We start from the raw sequence: 17,256 nt of genomic DNA, 5'->3' as shown, positions 1-17,256 counted from the left end.
ACGACCACGCCGCGGCCTGCCGGCCCGGCGGGTCGCGCCCCCGCGGTCGCAGCCGGACCGGACGAGGACGAGGGTCCACGCCAGATCCGTCGCGGTCCCGGCGGCGCCGCCCGTCCTGTGGCAGCCCCCAAGACCACGCACAAGCCCGGTCCACAGAAGGAGCGCGGCCGCCTGACCGTCGTCACCGCGCTCAATGCCGACGAGGTGCGCGAACGCTCGATCGCGTCGTTCCGCCGCCGCACCCAGCGCCTGAAGGGCCATGCCTCGAACGAGCCGAAGGAAAAGCTCATCCGCGAGGTGGTCATTCCGGAAGCGATCACCATCCAGGAGCTCGCCAACCGTATGGCCGAGCGCGCGGTCGACGTCATCCGCATGCTGATGAAGCAGGGCGCGATGCACAAGATCACCGACGTGATCGATGCCGACACTGCGCAGCTGATCGCCGAAGAGCTCGGCCACACGGTGAAGCGTGTTGCCGCCTCCGACGTCGAAGAAGGCCTGTTCGACGCCGTCGACGATTCCACCGACACCGAGCCGCGTTCGCCTGTCGTGACCGTGATGGGCCACGTCGACCACGGCAAGACCTCGCTGCTCGACGCGCTCCGTCACGCCAATGTGGTTTCGGGCGAAGCCGGCGGCATCACCCAGCATATCGGCGCCTATCAGGTGTCTTCACCCGAAACCGGCAAGAAGATCACCTTCATCGACACGCCCGGCCACGCCGCGTTCACCGCGATGCGCGCCCGCGGCGCCAAGGTCACCGACATCGTCGTGCTGGTGGTTGCGGCCGATGACGGCGTGATGCCGCAGACGGTCGAGGCCATCAACCACGCCAAGGCGGCGCGCGTGCCGATCATCGTGGCGATCAATAAGATCGACAAGCCCGATGCCAAGCCCGAGCGCGTGCGCACCGAACTGCTCCAGCACGAAGTGCAGGTCGAGTCGTTCGGCGGCGAAGTGGTCGACGTCGAGGTGTCCGCCAAGAACAAGACCAATCTCGACAAGCTGCTGGAGATGATCGCGCTTCAGGCCGAAATCCTCGACCTGAAGACCAATTCGGAGCGTCCGGCCGAAGGCACCGTGATCGAGGCCAAGCTCGATCGCGGCCGCGGCCCGGTCGCGACCGTGCTGGTTCAGCGCGGCACGCTTCGTGTCGGCGACATCATCGTCGCCGGCGCCGAAATGGGCCGCGTCCGCGCGCTGATCTCCGATCAGGGCGACACGGTGCAGGAGGCAGGTCCGTCGGTGCCGGTCGAAGTGCTCGGCTTCAACGGTCCGCCGGAGGCCGGCGATCGTCTCGCTGTGGTCGAGAACGAAGCTCGCGCCCGCCAGGTCACCAGCTACCGCGCGCACCAGAAGCGCGAGAACGCGGCGGCCTCGATCTCGGGCATGCGCGGCTCGCTCGAGCAGATGATGTCGCAGCTGAAGACCGCGGGTCGCAAGGAATTCCCGCTGATCGTCAAGGCCGACGTGCAGGGCTCGCTGGAAGCTATCCTCGGTTCGCTCGAGAAGCTCGGCACCGAGGAAGTCGCTGCCCGCATCCTGCATGCCGGCGTCGGCGGCATCTCGGAATCCGACGTCACGCTCGCGGAAGGCTTCAACGCCGCGATCATCGGCTTCTCGGTTCGCGCCAACAAGGAGGCGGCCGCGGCCGCCAAGCGCAACGGCATCGAGATCCGCTACTACAACATCATCTACGACCTCGTGGATGACGTGAAGAAGGCGATGAGCGGCCTGCTTGCGCCGACCCTGCGTGAAACCATGCTGGGCAATGCCGAGATCCTGGAGATCTTCAACATCTCCAAGGTCGGCAAGGTCGCCGGCTGCCGCGTCACCGACGGCACCGTGGAACGCGGCGCCAATGTGCGCCTGATCCGCGACAACGTCGTCGTGCATGAAGGCAAGCTGTCGACGCTGAAGCGCTTCAAGGACGAAGTGAAGGAAGTGCAGGCCGGCCAGGAATGCGGCATGGCCTTCGAGAGCTACCACGACATGCGCGTGGGCGACGTGATCGAGTGTTATCGAGTGGAGACGATCCAGCGCTCCCTGTAAGTCCAAATCTTACCGAAGCGCCTGGATCCTTTTGAACTGAAATTGCGAGAGCGCGATGGCCGGATTCATTCCGGCCATCGACCTCTCATTCGTTTCAACATGACAAATGACAATGCCCGTGTCCCATCACGGGCATGATGAGGTGATTTTTCGGACAATGCCCCGCCACCATCAGAAAAAGAACTCCGCGCCCGGCGGCTCGCAGCGGCAGCTGCGCGTCGGCGAGCAGGTTCGCCATGCGATGGCCGATATTCTGGCGCAAGGCAGTGTGCATGATGCGGACCTCGACGGCCACATCATCACCGTGCCGGAGGTACGGATGTCGCCGGATCTGAAGCTCGCGACCATCTACGTGATGCCGCTCGGCGGCCGCGACACCGAGCGTGTGATTGCCGCGCTCGATCGCAACAAGAAATTCCTGCGCGGCGAAGTCGCGCGGCGCGTTAACCTGAAATTTGCACCTGACATTCGCTTCCGCGTCGACGAGCGATTCGACGAAGCGGAACGGATCGAGAAATTATTGCGAACGCCTGCGGTGCAAAAAGACTTGGACAAGGATCTGGAACAGAATCCGGATTCGGATCGGGAAGAAGAACAATGATGATGGACCCGGCTCACGGTGCAATCGGCACCGAAGACGCTGATTCGCGCGACGCGCAGAAAAATAATCTTGCCGAGCTGCGCGGCGACGCCGCGCAGCATGCGCAGGAGCGCCGCGTCAACAACGATCCGCGCGCCAAGCAGCAGAGGAACAATCAGCCGCGCCGCGACCGGCGCGACGTGCACGGCTGGGTCGTGCTCGACAAGCCGATCGGCATGACCTCGACGCAGGCCGTTGCGGTGGTGAAGCGCCTGTTCAACGCCAAGCGCGCCGGCCACGCCGGCACGCTCGACCCGCTTGCCTCGGGCGGCCTGCCGATCGCGCTTGGAGAGGCCACCAAGACCGTGCCCTTCGTGATGGACGGCCGCAAGCGCTACCGTTTCACCGTCTGCTGGGGCGAGGAGCGCGATACCGACGATATCGAGGGCCGGGCGACCGCCACCTCCGACCAGCGCCCGACCCGGGAGGCCATCCTGGCCCTGCTGCCCCGATTCACCGGGGTGATCGAACAGGTCCCGCCGCGCTATTCCGCGATCAAGGTCCAGGGCGAGCGCGCCTACGACCTGGCCCGCGACGGCGAGGTCGTGGAACTGGCCCCCCGGCCGGTCGAGATTCACCATTTATCCCTTGTGGATCAACCAGATAACGATCGAGCAGTATTCGAGGCCGAATGCGGCAAGGGGACCTATGTCCGCGCGCTGGCCCGGGATATGGGCCGGATTCTCGGCACTTACGGCCATATCTGCGCGCTGCGGCGGACCCTGGTCGGCCCATTTGGCGAGAACGACATGATTCCGCTGGATCAGTTGGAGGCTTTGTGCCATAGAGCCGCGTCCGGCGAGGGCAGCCTCGCCGACGCGCTTTTGCCCGTTGAGACCGCGCTGGACGACATCCCGGCACTGGCCGTCACTCGGGCTGATGCGGCAAGGCTCCATCGGGGCCAAGCCGTTTTGTTGCGCGGACGGGATGCGCCCACTTGTAGCGGCACAGTCTATGTCACGGTGGCAGGCCGGCTTCTCGCGCTTGCTGAAGTTGGCAATGGCGAAATCATCCCCAAGCGTGTGTTCAACCTGACCGGCCTGACTGCCAGCACCGGTCGCAACGAGAGAAATTGACGATGTCGATTGCCGCAGAACGCAAAGCGGAAGTCATCAAGACGAATGCCACCAAGGCCGGCGACACCGGCTCGCCCGAGGTCCAGGTCGCGATCCTTTCGGAACGCATCAACAACCTCACGAACCATTTCAAGACCCACGTGAAGGACAACCATTCGCGCCGCGGCCTCTTGAAGCTCGTGTCGACGCGCCGTTCGCTCCTCGACTACCTGAAGAAGAAGGACGAGGCGCGGTACAAGGCGCTGCTCGAGAAGCACAACATTCGTCGTTAAGAGCTCTTGCGCGCGCCACCGGCGCGCGTTTTTGCGCATGGTTTCGAACGAAAGCACTTTTTTTCAAGGTTTTTGATCGAGGCTGACGCGCATGTCGGGTGCGGGCCAATACCGATTCGCATCCGAGGCATGATGGTCGAAGGCCGCGATTCGGCGTTCGCGCTCATGCCGACTGACCAGTCCAGCAGCAATCCGGCGGCTGGGCGCAACGGGCAAGGCGCCCGTATGACCCGAAAGGATGGACGCCATCCGAAATCCAAAAACCATGGCAGGATCGCAGGACGCTGATCACCCGTTTCGATCAGCGTCCCGCAATCTTGCGCATGGTTTTTGTTTTTCGACGCGTCCCTTCTTTCGAGAACCCATGAAAGAAGACATCTATGTTCAATAAGCATTCAGTCGAGATCGACTGGGGCGGACGCCCTCTCAAGCTTGAAACCGGCAAGGTCGCGCGCCAGGCCGACGGCGCCGTCGTCGCGACCTACGGCGAGACCGTGGTGATCGCCACCGTCGTGGCCGCGAAAGCGCCGCGCGAAGGCGTCGACTTCCTGCCGCTGACGGTTGACTACCAGGAGAAGGCCTATGCCGCGGGCCGCATTCCCGGCGGCTATTTCAAGCGCGAGGGCCGTCCGACCGAGAAGGAGACGCTGGTCTCCCGCCTGATCGACCGTCCGATCCGTCCGCTGTTCGTGGACGGCTGGCGCAACGAGACGCAGGTGATCGCCACCGTGCTGTCGCACGACATGGAGAACGATCCCGATATCGTGGCGCTGGTGGCGTCATCGGCTGCGCTGACCCTGTCGGGAGCGCCCTTCAAAGGCCCGATCGGCGCCGCCCGCGTCGGCTTCGCCAATGACGAGTTCATCCTCAACCCGACTCTCGACGAGATGGTCGACACCCAGCTCGATCTCGTCGTCGCCGGCACGGCCGACGCCGTGCTGATGGTGGAATCGGAAGCCAAGGAGCTCAACGAGGACATCATGCTCGGCGCGGTGATGTTCGGTCACCGCCACTTCCAGCCGGTGATCAATGCAATCATCGAGCTCGCCGAGAAGGCCGCCAAAGAGCCGCGTGAAGTCGTCGCGATCGACAATTCGGCGCTCGAAAAGGAAATGCTCGGCATCGTCGAGCAGGAATTGCGCGCCGCCTACGCCATTCCGGTCAAGCAGGATCGCTACGCCGCAGTCGGCAAGGTCAAGGAAAAGGTGATCGCCCATTATTTCCCAGAAGGGCAGGAGCCGAAATACGACAAGCTCCGTGTCGCCGCCGTGTTCAAGGAGCTCGAGGCCAAGATCGTTCGCTGGAACATCCTCGATACCGGCAAGCGTATCGACGGCCGCGACGTCAAGACGGTCCGCAACATCGTCGCCGAAGTCGGCGTGCTGCCCCGCGCCCATGGTTCGGCGCTGTTCACCCGCGGCGAGACCCAGGCGCTGGTCGTGACCACGCTCGGCACCGGTGAGGACGAGCAGTACATCGACGCGCTGTCGGGGACGTACAAGGAAACGTTCCTGCTGCACTACAACTTCCCGCCCTATTCGGTCGGCGAAACGGGGCGCCTCGGCGGCACCAAGCGTCGCGAGATCGGCCATGGCAAGCTCGCCTGGCGCGCGATCCATCCCGTGCTGCCGCCGCACCACGAATTCCCCTACACCACGCGCGTGGTGTCGGAGATCACCGAGTCCAACGGCTCGTCCTCGATGGCGTCGGTCTGCGGCGCCTCGCTCGCCCTGATGGACGCCGGCGTGCCGTTGAAGCGGCCGACCGCGGGCATCGCGATGGGCCTGATCCTCGAAGACAAGCGCTTCGCGGTTCTCTCGGACATTCTCGGTGACGAGGACCATCTCGGCGACATGGACTTCAAGGTCGCCGGCACGGAAGCGGGCATCACCTCGCTCCAGATGGACATCAAGATCGAGGGCATCACCGAGGAGATCATGCGTGTCGCCCTTGGCCAGGCCAAGGAAGGCCGCGTCCACATCCTCGGCGAGATGGCGAAGGCCCTGACCGCGGCCCGCGCCGAGCTCGGCGAATACGCGCCGCGTATCGAGACCTTCAAGATCCCGACCGACAAGATCCGCGAAGTGATCGGCACCGGCGGCAAGGTGATCCGCGAGATCGTCGAGAAGACCGGCGCCAAGGTCAACATCGAGGACGACGGCACCGTGAAGGTCGCCTCCAGCGATGGCGAGGCGATGAAGGCCGCGATCAAGTGGATCAAGTCGATCGCGTCCGAGCCCGAAGTCGGCCAGATCTATGACGGCACCGTCGTCAAGGTGATGGAGTTCGGGGCCTTCGTGAACTTCTTCGGTTCCAAGGACGGCCTCGTCCACATCAGCCAGCTCGCGGCCAGCCGCGTGCAGAAGACCACCGACGTCGTCAAGGAAGGCGACAAGGTCAAGGTCAAGCTGCTCGGCTTCGACGACCGCGGCAAGACCCGCCTGTCGATGAAGGCAGTCGACCAGCAGACCGGCGAGGACCTCGAGGCCAAGCAGAAGGCCACCGAGGGCCAGCAGCCTCCGCGCGAAGCGGCCGGCGAGTAAATCTCTCCGCAATCAGAAACACGAAGGGCGGCCTCTCGGCCGCCCTTTTTGTTTGTGCCGAGCTTCGAACGATCAGGCGATGTCGAAGCGATCGGCGTTCATCACCTTGGTCCAGGCCGCCACGAAGTCGTTGGCGAACTTCTGCTTCGAATCCGCGCTCGCATAGACTTCGGCGAAGGCGCGGAGCTGGGAGTGCGAGCCGAAGATCAGGTCGGCGCGGGTCGCGGTCCACTTGACCGCATTGGTCTTGCGGTCGCGGCCCTCATAAGCACCGTTGGCGGCCGGCGCCCACTGCGTGCTCATGTCGAGCAGGTTGACGAAGAAGTCGTTGGTCAGCGTCCCCGGCTTCGCCGTGAAGACGCCGTTCTTCGAACCGCCTGCATTGGCGCCGAGCACGCGCAGACCGCCGACGAGAACGGTCAGCTCGGGCGCGGTGAGCCCCAACAGCTGGGCCCGGTCCACCAGGGCTTCCTCCTGCCTCAGGAACTGATGCTTGCCGCTGACATAGTTGCGGAAGCCGTCAGCCCGCGGCTCGAGCGGCGCGAAGGACGGAACGTCCGTCTGCTCCTGCGACGCATCCATGCGGCCCGGCGTGAACGGCACCTTCACGTCGATGCCGGCGTCCTTCGCAGCCTTCTCGACCGCGGCGCTGCCGCCGAGGACGATGAGGTCGGCAAGGGAGACCTTCTTCTTGCCTGCGCCAAACTCCTTCTGGATCGCTTCGAGCTTGCCGAGCACCTTGGAGAGCTGGGCCGGCTGGTTGACCTCCCAGTCCTTCTGCGGAGCAAGGCGGATGCGCGCGCCGTTGGCGCCGCCACGCTTGTCGGAGCCGCGGAAGGTCGAGGCCGATGCCCACGCCGTGGAGACCAGCTCGGACACCGAGAGGCCGGAAGCCAGGATCTTCGTCTTCAGGCCGGCGATATCCTGCTCGCTGGCGAGCTCATGATCGACGGCCGGAATCGGATCCTGCCAGATCAGCGTCTCCTTCGGCACCAGCGGGCCGAGGTAGCGCGCGATCGGACCCATGTCGCGGTGGGTCAGCTTGAACCAGGCGCGGGCAAAGGCGTCCGCAAACTGATCCGGATGCTCGTAGAAGCGTCGCGAGATCTTCTCATAGGCTGGATCGAAGCGCAGTGAGAGATCGGTCGTCAGCATCGTCGGGCGATGCTTCTTCGACTTGTCGAACGGATCCGGGATGATGGCGTCGGCACCCTTGGCCGTCCACTGGTTCGCTCCGCCCGGGCTCTTCGTCAGCTCCCATTCGTACTTGAACAGGTTCTCGAAGAAGTTGTTGCTCCACTTCGTCGGCGTCGTGGTCCAAGTCACCTCGAGACCGCTGGTGATGGAATCACCCGCCAGGCCCGAAGCATGCTTGCTCTTCCAGCCGAGGCCCTGATCCTCGAGCGCGCCCGCTTCCGGCTCCGGTCCGACCAGCGACGGATCGCCAGCACCGTGCGTCTTGCCGAAGGTGTGGCCGCCGGCGATCAGCGCGACGGTTTCCTCGTCGTTCATCGCCATGCGGAAGAAGGTCTCCCGGATGTCCTTTGCCGCGGCAGTCGGATCCGGCTTGCCGTTCGGGCCTTCCGGATTGACGTAGATGAGGCCCATCTGCACCGCGCCGAGCGGCTCGGCGAGCTGGCGTTCGCCGCTATAGCGTTCATCGCCCAGCCAGGTGCCTTCGGGACCCCAATACAATTCTTCCGGTTCCCAGACGTCGGCGCGGCCACCCGCGAAACCGAACGTCTTGAAGCCCATCGACTCCAGCGCGACATTGCCGGCGAGAACCATCAGGTCGGCCCACGAGATCTTGCGGCCGTACTTCCGCTTGATCGGCCATAACAGCCGGCGCGCCTTGTCGAGGTTGGCGTTGTCGGGCCAGCTGTTCAGCGGTGCGAAGCGCTGCTGACCGGCACCGGCGCCGCCGCGACCGTCGGTGATGCGGTACGTGCCGGCGCTGTGCCAGGCCATGCGGATCATCAGGCCCCCATAGTGACCGAAATCGGCCGGCCACCACTCCTGGGACTCGGTCATCAGGGCATGCAGGTCCTTGACGACCGCATTCAGGTCGAGCGTCTTGAATTCCTTGGCATAATCGAAGTCCTTGTCCATCGGATCCGAGAGATCGGAATTCCGGTGCAGGACCTGAACATCCAGTTGGTTCGGCCACCACTCGCGGTTCGAGGGTGCTGGTTTTCCGCCCGTGAACGGGCATTTTGCTTGATCGTCCATGAATACCTCCTCTGGTGGCGTCGAACATCGCCATGACCCAGGTGGAATGACTCTAGGCGCCGCCTCTTATCAGGTAAAGTTGACTTTAATGATCGCTGCAATAGGATTTTCTGATGATAAATCTGACGCTGCGGCAGCTCCGGTATTTCGATGCGCTGGCGCGTCTCGGCCATTTCGGGCGCGCGGCGGAAGCCTGCTCGATCTCGCAACCGGCGCTGTCGATGCAGATCAAGGAAATGGAGGAAACGCTCGGCGGGCTCCTGCTCGAGCGCAGCGCGCGACAGGTCGCACTGACGCGCTTCGGCGAGGAGCTCGCCCAGCGCGTGCGCGAGATCCTGCGCTCGGTCGATGAGCTCGGCGACTTCGCGCGCGCCTCGCGCGACCGCTTCGCCGGCCGCCTGCGCATCGGCATGATCCCGACGATTGCGCCCTATCTCCTGCCCACGATCACCAAGAACCTCACGCGCCTGCATCCGGAGCTCGACATCCGCGTGCGCGAGACGATGACACCCAAGCTGATCCAGGAGCTGACCGAAGGTCGGCTCGACACAGCGATCGTCGCGCTGCCGGTCTCCGAATCATCGCTGACCGAAGTCGCGCTGTTCGAGGAAAAATTCCTGCTGGTTCGGCCGAGCACGGATGAGGGAACGCCGGTGCCCTCACGCGAGATGATGCGCGAGATGCGGCTGTTGCTACTCGAGGAGGGACATTGTTTCCGCGACCAGGCGCTGTCGTTCTGCAACATGCAATCGGCCCCGCCGCGCGAGATGCTGGATGCGAATTCGCTGTCGACGCTGGTTCAGATGGTCAGCGCCGGCATCGGCGTGACCTTGATCCCGGAAATGGCCCTGCCGGTGGAGACGCGCTCGGCCTCCGTGTCGGTCGCACGCTTTGCCGAGCCGCAGCCCTCGCGCACCATCGGCATGGTCTGGCGCAAGACCAGTCCGCTGGCGCGGCAGCTCCTGCAAATCTCCGAGGTGGTGTGCCTGTCGGCCGGCAAGGTGCGCGCACGGCATGCGGCGAGCGCTACGCTGCGCAGGGCCTGATCGGCGCGCGGCAGACCATCCCCATGTCCACTCCGCTCATCCGTCCCGCCGAGCCGCACGAATATGACGAGATCGCGCGCGTCTGGATGGAGAGCTGGGTCTCGACCGGTTTGGCGGAAACCAGCAACTTCCTGCTCGCGAACCTGCGCGCACGCGTGCTGCGCGAGATCGAGGATGGCTGGAGCCTGTTCGTCGCCGATGATAACGGCACGATCGCCGCCATGCTGGCGCTGCATCTGCCAAAACTCTATCTCGACCAGCTCTTCGTCGCACCAGCCTATCAGGGCCGCTCGCTCGGCCGGCAATTGCTCGCCTTCACGCGGACGCAGTTGCCCGACGAAATCGTGCTGCGCTGCGTACGCGAGAACGAAAAGGCCTGGCGCTGGTACGAGCGCGAGGGCTTTGTGTTCGAGCGGGAAGAGGTCGCATCCGCGACCGGCTTCATGATGAAGTGCTATCGGTGGAAGCGGGAAACGCGCGACGAGTAGACGGCACCGGCATCACGCAGCTTGCGGTTGTCGCGACCTCAATCTAATTTGACGTCTCCATCGATGACCCGCCTCCTGATGTCCCGGAATTCCATGGTTCGCCTCCCCGCTTTCGCGCTTGTCTCGTTGTGCCTTCTGTCCCCTGCATCGGCGCAAACTCCACCCTCAACCGCCACCACAACGCCAGCGGCCACCAAGCCCGTGGCCAAAAAGCCGGCGCCGAAGGCCAAGTCGGCCGCAAAGCCGCCGATTGCAGCGGATAGCGGCCCGTGCCGGCTTGGCGTGATCTCGGTGATCGGAGAACGCTATTCGGTGCAGAAGTTCGGCGTCACGGTCTTCGAGAATGAGGCAAGCGAGGTTCCGATCGACTGGGGCCTCGATGATCTCGTCTTTGCGCGCGTGCGCGCAGCGACCGGTAACGATCCCACGGTCCGCAGGATCGCCTATCCCAAGGGAGCCTTCGAGCCGTTCTACAATCCGAAAACTATCCTTATCCGGGATCCAGGTGAGCGCCTGCCGGTGATCGTGCGGAGCATCACAGCCAATGCGAACTGCGATCGCTATCTGGTCGCAACCACGTTCAAGGGCGAGTTGGCGGGCACGCGCATGATGCTGAACGGCATCGGCACCTACAATCAGGGTCTCGGCAACCTCATTCGGCACTCGCACCTTTTCGCCAATATTTCGATCACGTTGATCGACGGCCGGAGCTACGAGCAGATCAACCGTCCCTTTGTGAATTTTGGGGCGAACCTGGCTGCAGGTCTGCGATTGACCGAAGATCCGCTGACCAAGCTCGACAACTCGCTATTTCCTGAGCCACCCGCGGCGGCTCCGAGCAATGCGGCGCTGCGCGAGAGGACGCGAGCGCTCGTCGCAGACAGGCTCGACCGCGGCCTGCCTGGCTATCTCAAGGAAGATTGAGCTCGGGCATAGGGAGCACAAGGCCATGATCAAGGCCAGCGCCGCTTTCGCCGCGATCCTGTTGCTTGCCGTGCCCGCATCCGCCCAGTCCTGGTCGAAGCCGGATGCAATCAGGCAGGCCGCGAAGGCAACCGCGAACGGCAACACCGGTGCGGCGGCGAGACGGGTGGAGAGCGGACCGTGCCAGATCGGCGTGATTCCGATCGCTGGCAATCTGTTCATGGTCGAGACGTTCGGCGCGTTCACGTTCCTCGACAAATATGTACGCACCTCCGTCGACAGTTGGGCGCTCGACGACCTCGTCGTCTCGCGGGTTCGCGCCGCAGCTGCAGGCAGTTCGGTACGAAGAATTCCCTTTACCCGGGAAGAGCTAACGGCGGGCAGGAGAAGTCCGCGCTCTATCTTCCACGGCGACGACGCGAGGATCAAGGAGTTTGCACAACACGTCTCCGAACGGATTCCCTGTGAGCGCTACGTCGTCGTGCATCGGCACGGCGGCACCCAACGGGAATTCGGCATTGGAATCTCGAAGTACGCCTTCGACGGGCCGGTACACCTCTTCGCCATGATGTACATTCGGGTCTACGACGGCCCAACCTTCAAACTGATCGGGGAGGCGCCCGCATTGATGACCGAGGATACGTATATGGAGCGCCTGCTGCACAATCCGCTTGGAGGCCCTTCGCGCAAGCTAGATCGTGCGATGTTTCCGGATAAGCCCGCGGACGCCGCAGCCAACCCGGTCTTGCGCGATGGCGTGCGCGCAATGCTGACAGCGAGTCTCGACAAGACGTTACCGACCTTGCTTCGAAAATCGAGCAGGGACAGCTCGTACTGATTGCGGGGCTGCGGCGGCCCACGATTCGCCCGATGCCAACGGACGACGAGCCCTGTGAAATTGAATTGACCAACATGTCGGCTCGAACAGGCTCGATCCTCCAACCCCTAGCGCCTTGCCAACTCGAGCAAGACGCGCGATGGACAAGGCGCTTCGTGCCAATGGCCTCGTGCTCATGAAAGGTCCACCCCATGATCAAGCTCTACTGGTCGCCTCGCTCGCGCTCGTTCTCCGCGCTCTGGCTGATGGAGGAAACCGGCCTGCCCTATGAGCGCGTGCTGACCGACATCACGACGGGCGCGCAGAAGGCGCCGGAGTACTTGAAGATCAATCCGATGGGCAAGGTGCCGTCGCTGGTCGACGGCGATGCCGCGCTCGGCGAAGCGGCTGCGATCTGCGCCTATGTCGCCGATCGCTACCCGGAGACGAAGCTCGCGCCGCCGCCGACCGATCCGCGCCGCGCGCGATACCTGCAATGGCTGTTCTTCGGGCCGGGCTGCATCGAGCCCGGGCTGATCCAGATCTTCACCAAGCTCGAGGTGCCCACCTCCACCGCGGCCTGGGGCAGCGCGACGCAAGTGTTCGACGTCCTCGACGCCGCGCTGGCCAAGGGGCCATGGATCCTCGGCGAAGAATTTACGGCCGCCGACATCGTGATCGGCTCGGGGCTGAACTTCGCCGTGCGGATGTTCAAGATGGTGCCGCCGCGACCGTCATTCGACGCCTACATTGCCCGCTGCGTGGCACGGCCCGCGTTCCAGCGCGCGGAGAAGATCGCGGCGGGCTGACGCATGGCCGAACGCTGCTCCGTGCTCAAAGCTTCACCTTGAGCACGGCGAGCCCGGACTGCTGAACAAGGCCGGACGAGGTCGCTTGCAGGCCGTATCGGATACCGAGATCGACGCGATCGGTTGCGGCGGCGGCCAGTCCGAGGCCCGCGGAATAGATCCAGGGCGAGAGGGCGAGGCCGTCCGTGACGAAGGCCGTGCCTCCTCCCGCAAACGCCGCCCTGATCTGCAATCCCTGATTCAACGCGTTGTAGCCAATCCCGACATCACCTGTGAGATAGGTCCGCCTCACCAGCTCATACGCGCCCTTGAACCCTGCCGTGAGGATCAGCTCCCGATAGACTTGCGAATCGACGTTGAGACTGAAGCCGCCGGCACCATTTTCCTGATACGCGGGCGACCCCACCTGTCCGTAGTCGAGCTGGAGCGACGGCATGAACGTAAGCGCCCCGAGCGGGATCAGCTTCTTGATCGCGGCACCGGCATGCACGCTGTAGGAGCGATAGTTTGCGGTAGCGGTGCTGTTGATGAAACCGAGCGTACGGCTTTCGCCATTGTCATTGAGCGCGCCGTCAAGCTGGGCATCGACCTGGACGTCGCGACTGACGGCGTAGGTCCCGTAGAGTCCCATCTGGTATGAATCGATCGCGAGCCGATTGGGGACAGCATCCTCGCTCCCGGTGATGGTCTGATGGGAGTAGGCAAACACGCCGCCGAGCATCGTGCGCGGAGAAATCGCCGCATCGGCGCCCAACGCGACGCCAACGCCGGACGCATTGTATCCGGGGACCCCGTCGAGGCTGCCTTGCCGGACGACACCGCCGAGCGGCTTCATCCAGATATTCCGTTCGGGCGCAGCGCCCGAGTTCAGCCCACGGATGTCGTCGAGACGTCCGGTGACAGCCTGTTGCACGGCTCGCTGCGTGGCATAGGTCGCCTGCGACGCCGCGCCAGTGAGAACGGGCAACGTCTGATTGATGGCGCTCGAGAGGCTCGAGCCGCTGAGATTGTCGAGCACGGCGAATCCCGGCGCCATGGTGCCCGACCAGCCGAGCGACGTCGTGGACATCTGATAGAGCGTGTCCGCCCGCGGCAAGGCCTGCCCGGTTGTTCTGGGCGCGCAGGGTGTCGGCATAGGGCTGGACCAGGGACAGGTAAGGCCAGCGCTCCGGTTGAATTGCCAGTCAGATCGTAGGTGCTGACGACCATCTGTGAACCCGACGCATCGCCGCTCGCCGTCCCGTAGAGACTGGTGAGAGTGCCGCGCGACAGCGTGTTGAAGAGAACGTTGCCCTCGGGCGTCACAGAGCCCAGCAAGGTGAAACTGACGGCGTTGCCTCCGGGCGCAATGCCGGCACCCCAGAAATATCCGTTCTGATAGTTCGTGATGACGAGCCGCCCGGGTGTGGACGTGCCGAACAAGGCCGGGCTCACGATCCGCCACGGCGTACCTGATGTCCACGCCCATTGTGGCACCGAATTGGCCGGGACCGCTTGCGAGGGCGGCGGGGTGAAGGTCGTAGGATCATAGGGCAACATGTAGGCCCAATGCGTCACGAGGAGGCTATCCCCCGTGATCATCTGCATTTCCATCTCCGTCACACCGTTGACGGTGCGCATGTGGCCGAGGCCGACGGTCACGGAGCCTCCGGAGGTCGGCGTGAACAGCATCGAGATCTGACCCGCCGTCGTCACGAAGCCCTGGATCGTGGAGGTGTCGGTCACGAGCGCCGACCCGATCTTGAGCTGTGCAACGCTCGTCCCGGTGAATGATCCATTCGTCGCGGTGGATAGCGACCAAAGTGTCTGATCGCCGATCGGAATCGGATTCGAAAAACCCGTCTTCGGCGCGGCATAGGCCAGCAACTGCGCCGTCGGCACGTACCAGTGAGTATTGGAAAGGGTCGAATCCCAGATCGCCGACTGCGCGAGGGCGCATGACTCCCCGGCAACCAGCACGACGCCGGCCATGGACGCCAACGCCCCGGCACGAAACATCGCACGCACCATCGGCAAGACCGCTCCTTCCCAAGCCTCGGAACGCGCCACCAGCGTGGCGCCATCGGGCCCAGAAAGCCGTCAAATCATTGCCGAGTCTGCCCCATGATCGTGGGATGCGCGCCGAAGCCGCGGCCTTTCGAAAGGCAGGTCCGCGGGTCACTCCGCCTTCAGATCGTCCGGCTTCGGCATCAGGATGATGTTGTAGCCGGAATCGACGTAGTGCACCTCGCCGGTGACGCCACCTGACAGCTCCGACAGCAAATACAGCGCAGAGCCGCCGAGCTCGTCGAGCGTGACGCCGCGGCGGAGCGGCGAATGCTTCTGCATGAAGGCGAACATCGCCCGCGCTTCGCCAATGCCGGAGCCGGCGAGCGTACGGATAGGACCGGCGGAGATCGCGTTGACACGGATGCCACGCGGTCCGAAATCGGAGGCGAGGTAGCGCACGGAGGCTTCCAGCGCCGCCTTGGCCACGCCCATCACGTTGTAATTCGGCATCGCGCGCTCCGAGGCGCCGAAGGTCAGCGTGATCATGCTGCCACCCTCCGTCATCAGCTCGGCGGCGCGTTTTGCGACCTCAGTGAACGAGAAGCAGGAGATCACCATGGTGCGCGAAAAGTTCGCGCGACTGGTGTCGGCGTAGCGGCCCTTCAGCTCGTTCTTGTCGGCAAAGCCGATCGCGTGGATGACGAAATCGAGCCGCCCCCATTTCTCGCGGAGCACGTCGAACGAGGCATCGACGCTAGCGATGTCCTCGACGTCGCAGGGCAGCACCAGATCAACACCAAGCGATTCCGCCAGCGGCTTGACGCGCTTGCCGAGTGCCTCGCCCTGGAAGGTGAAGGCAAGCTCGGCACCGTGAGCATGCAGCGTCTTCGCCATGCCCCAGGCGATCGAGTGATCATTGGCGATGCCCATGATCAGACCGCGCTTGCCTTTCATCAGACCTTCCATCGCCGCGTGGCTCCCATCATTCCGAGGTCATCGCCCACCTTGTGCGCACTTGCGCACCGGGGCGGGCGATTCAGTATTCCAGAGATAGTTGTTATTGGCCGAGGCGCCGCGGTGTGCTGGATGCCCCACTTTCGGGGGCATGACAGATCACGCATCCAGCCGGCTGAACACCAGCGTGGCGTTGGTGCCGCCAAAGCCGAACGAGTTCGACAGCACGGTACCGATCTTGGCGTTGTCGATGCGCTTGCGCACGATCGGCATGTCGGCGAACACCGGGTCGAGCTCCTGGATGTGCGCGCTCTCGCAGATGAAGCCGTTGTTCATCATCAGCAGCGAGTAGATCGCTTCCTGCACGCCGGTCGCGCCCAGCGAATGGCCGGTGAGTGCCTTGGTAGCAGAGATCGGCGGGCACTTCTCGCCGACGCCGAACACCTTTCGGACTGCCTCGATCTCCGGCGGGTCGCCCGCCGGCGTCGAGGTGGCGTGCGGGTTGATGTAGTCGACCTTGGTCTTCACGGTCGACATCGCCATGCGCATGCAGCGCTCGGCGCCTTCACCCGACGGCGCGACCATGTCGTAACCATCCGACGTCGCGCCATAGCCGACGATCTCGCCATAGATGCGTGCGCCGCGCGCCTTGGCGTGCTCGAGCTCTTCCAGCACCAGCACACCGGCGCCGCCTGCGATGACGAAGCCGTCGCGATTGACGTCATAGGGACGCGAGGCGGTGGCGGGCGTGTCGTTGTATTTCGAGGACATCGCGCCCATGGCGTCGAACAGCACCGACAGCGACCAGTCCAGTTCCTCGCAACCGCCGGCGAAGATCACGTCCTGCTTGCCGATCTGGATCGTCTCATAGGCATTGCCGATGCAATGGTTCGACGTCGCACAGGCCGACGAGATCGAATAGTTCACGCCCTTGATCTTGAACCAGGTGGCAAGCGTTGCCGACGCCGTTGACGACATCGCCTTCGGCACCGCGAACGGTCCGACCCGCTTCGGCCCCTTGGCACGGGTAATGTCGGCGGATTCGACGATGGTGCGGGCCGACGGTCCGCCGGAGCCCATGATGATGCCGGTGCGGATGTTGGAGATCTCGTCGGGCCCGAGACCGGAATCCTGGATCGCCTGCTCCATCGCGATGTGATTCCACGCCGCACCCTGGCCGAGGAAGCGCATCGCGCGCCGGTCGATGACTGTCGCCGGATCGAGCGTGGGCTCACCCGCGACCTGCGAACGGAAGCCGAGCTCGGCATATTTCTCTGCCCGCGAGATGCCTGACTTTGCCTCGTGAAGGCTCGCAAGCACTTCCTGGGTGTTGTTTCCGATGGACGAGACGATGCCCATCCCGGTGACCACAACCCGTCTCATGACAGCCTCGCCCTAATCGTTGTCTTCTTTCAGT

Annotated in this window: 14 protein-coding genes; 10 read left to right on the top strand and 4 right to left on the bottom strand. The window is 64.0% G+C overall.

Going from position 1 to position 17,256, the window contains the following annotated elements; genetic code table 11:
• From infB to pnp, 5 genes are all read left to right on the top strand, one after another.
• Nucleotides 1-2,052: translation initiation factor IF-2 (gene infB, locus QQL28_RS39710; protein ID WP_284274450.1), on the top strand; the 2,052-nt coding region annotated here is incomplete at its 5' end.
• 157 nt (nucleotides 2,053-2,209) lie between these two features.
• A complete protein-coding gene (gene rbfA, locus QQL28_RS39705; RefSeq protein ID WP_284274452.1) occupies nucleotides 2,210-2,653 on the top strand; it encodes a 30S ribosome-binding factor RbfA in 444 nt (147 codons plus the stop codon).
• Nucleotides 2,650-3,768, top strand: coding sequence for a tRNA pseudouridine(55) synthase TruB (truB, locus tag QQL28_RS39700; protein WP_284274449.1), 1,119 nt, complete (start codon nucleotides 2,650-2,652; stop codon nucleotides 3,766-3,768). Before rbfA ends, truB begins: the two co-directional genes overlap by 4 nt.
• Nucleotides 3,769-3,770: 2 nt before the next feature.
• Nucleotides 3,771-4,040, top strand: a complete 270-nt coding sequence (gene rpsO, locus QQL28_RS39695) for a 30S ribosomal protein S15 (RefSeq protein WP_008540131.1) — start codon at nucleotides 3,771-3,773, stop codon at nucleotides 4,038-4,040.
• A 380-nt stretch (nucleotides 4,041-4,420) separates the two neighbouring features.
• Nucleotides 4,421-6,583, top strand: a complete 2,163-nt coding sequence (gene pnp / locus QQL28_RS39690; RefSeq protein ID WP_284274446.1) for a polyribonucleotide nucleotidyltransferase — start codon at nucleotides 4,421-4,423, stop codon at nucleotides 6,581-6,583.
• Between the two features lie 72 nt (nucleotides 6,584-6,655).
• Here the strand turns inward: pnp and katG are convergent, their stop codons facing one another.
• Nucleotides 6,656-8,812: a catalase/peroxidase HPI gene (katG, locus tag QQL28_RS39685; protein ID WP_284274445.1), complete on the bottom strand. Its 2,157-nt coding sequence runs from the start codon at nucleotides 8,810-8,812 to the stop codon at nucleotides 6,656-6,658.
• Nucleotides 8,813-8,925: 113 nt separating this feature from the next.
• On the opposite strand from katG, the gene QQL28_RS39680 reads away from it, so the two are divergent.
• The 5 genes from QQL28_RS39680 (at nucleotide 8,926) to QQL28_RS39660 (ending at nucleotide 12,896) form a co-directional block, all read left to right on the top strand.
• A complete protein-coding gene (locus QQL28_RS39680) occupies nucleotides 8,926-9,858 on the top strand; it encodes a hydrogen peroxide-inducible genes activator (RefSeq protein ID WP_284274444.1) in 933 nt (310 codons plus the stop codon).
• A gap of 23 nt (nucleotides 9,859-9,881) precedes the next feature.
• Entirely contained in the window at nucleotides 9,882-10,346 is a 465-nt protein-coding gene (locus tag QQL28_RS39675; RefSeq protein WP_284274443.1) for a GNAT family N-acetyltransferase, read from the top strand.
• Nucleotides 10,347-10,547: 201 nt separating this feature from the next.
• Nucleotides 10,548-11,270 carry a hypothetical protein gene (locus QQL28_RS39670; RefSeq protein WP_284274442.1) on the top strand — a complete coding sequence of 241 codons (723 nt, stop codon included), beginning with the start codon at nucleotides 10,548-10,550 and terminating at the stop codon, nucleotides 11,268-11,270.
• Between the two features lie 25 nt (nucleotides 11,271-11,295).
• Nucleotides 11,296-12,108, top strand: a complete 813-nt coding sequence (locus QQL28_RS39665; protein ID WP_284274441.1) for a hypothetical protein — start codon at nucleotides 11,296-11,298, stop codon at nucleotides 12,106-12,108.
• A gap of 191 nt (nucleotides 12,109-12,299) precedes the next feature.
• Nucleotides 12,300-12,896 carry a glutathione S-transferase family protein gene (locus QQL28_RS39660; protein WP_284274440.1) on the top strand — a complete coding sequence of 199 codons (597 nt, stop codon included), beginning with the start codon at nucleotides 12,300-12,302 and terminating at the stop codon, nucleotides 12,894-12,896.
• Nucleotides 12,897-12,921: 25 nt separating this feature from the next.
• On the opposite strand, the gene QQL28_RS39655 is transcribed toward QQL28_RS39660, so the two are convergent.
• The 3 genes from QQL28_RS39655 to fabB all read right to left on the bottom strand — a co-directional run bounded on the left by QQL28_RS39655 (nucleotide 12,922) and on the right by fabB (nucleotide 17,222).
• On the bottom strand, nucleotides 12,922-13,965 hold the full coding sequence (locus QQL28_RS39655; RefSeq protein ID WP_284274439.1) for an autotransporter outer membrane beta-barrel domain-containing protein: 1,044 nt from the start codon (nucleotides 13,963-13,965) through the stop codon (nucleotides 12,922-12,924).
• A 1,088-nt stretch (nucleotides 13,966-15,053) separates the two neighbouring features.
• Nucleotides 15,054-15,851, bottom strand: a complete 798-nt coding sequence (gene fabI / locus QQL28_RS39650) for an enoyl-ACP reductase FabI (RefSeq protein ID WP_284274438.1) — start codon at nucleotides 15,849-15,851, stop codon at nucleotides 15,054-15,056.
• 147 nt (nucleotides 15,852-15,998) lie between these two features.
• The gene (gene fabB / locus QQL28_RS39645) at nucleotides 15,999-17,222 is read right to left on the bottom strand and encodes a beta-ketoacyl-ACP synthase I (protein WP_284274437.1); all 1,224 of its coding nucleotides are present in this window, start codon (nucleotides 17,220-17,222) and stop codon (nucleotides 15,999-16,001) included.
• Nucleotides 17,223-17,256: the final 34 nt, after the last annotated feature.

The sequence above is a fragment of the Bradyrhizobium iriomotense genome, from assembly GCF_030160715.1.
Lineage (GTDB): Bacteria > Pseudomonadota > Alphaproteobacteria > Rhizobiales > Xanthobacteraceae > Bradyrhizobium > Bradyrhizobium iriomotense.
The sequence above is the reverse complement of the archived record's forward strand: the minus strand, read 5'-3'. Positions and strand labels throughout refer to the sequence as shown.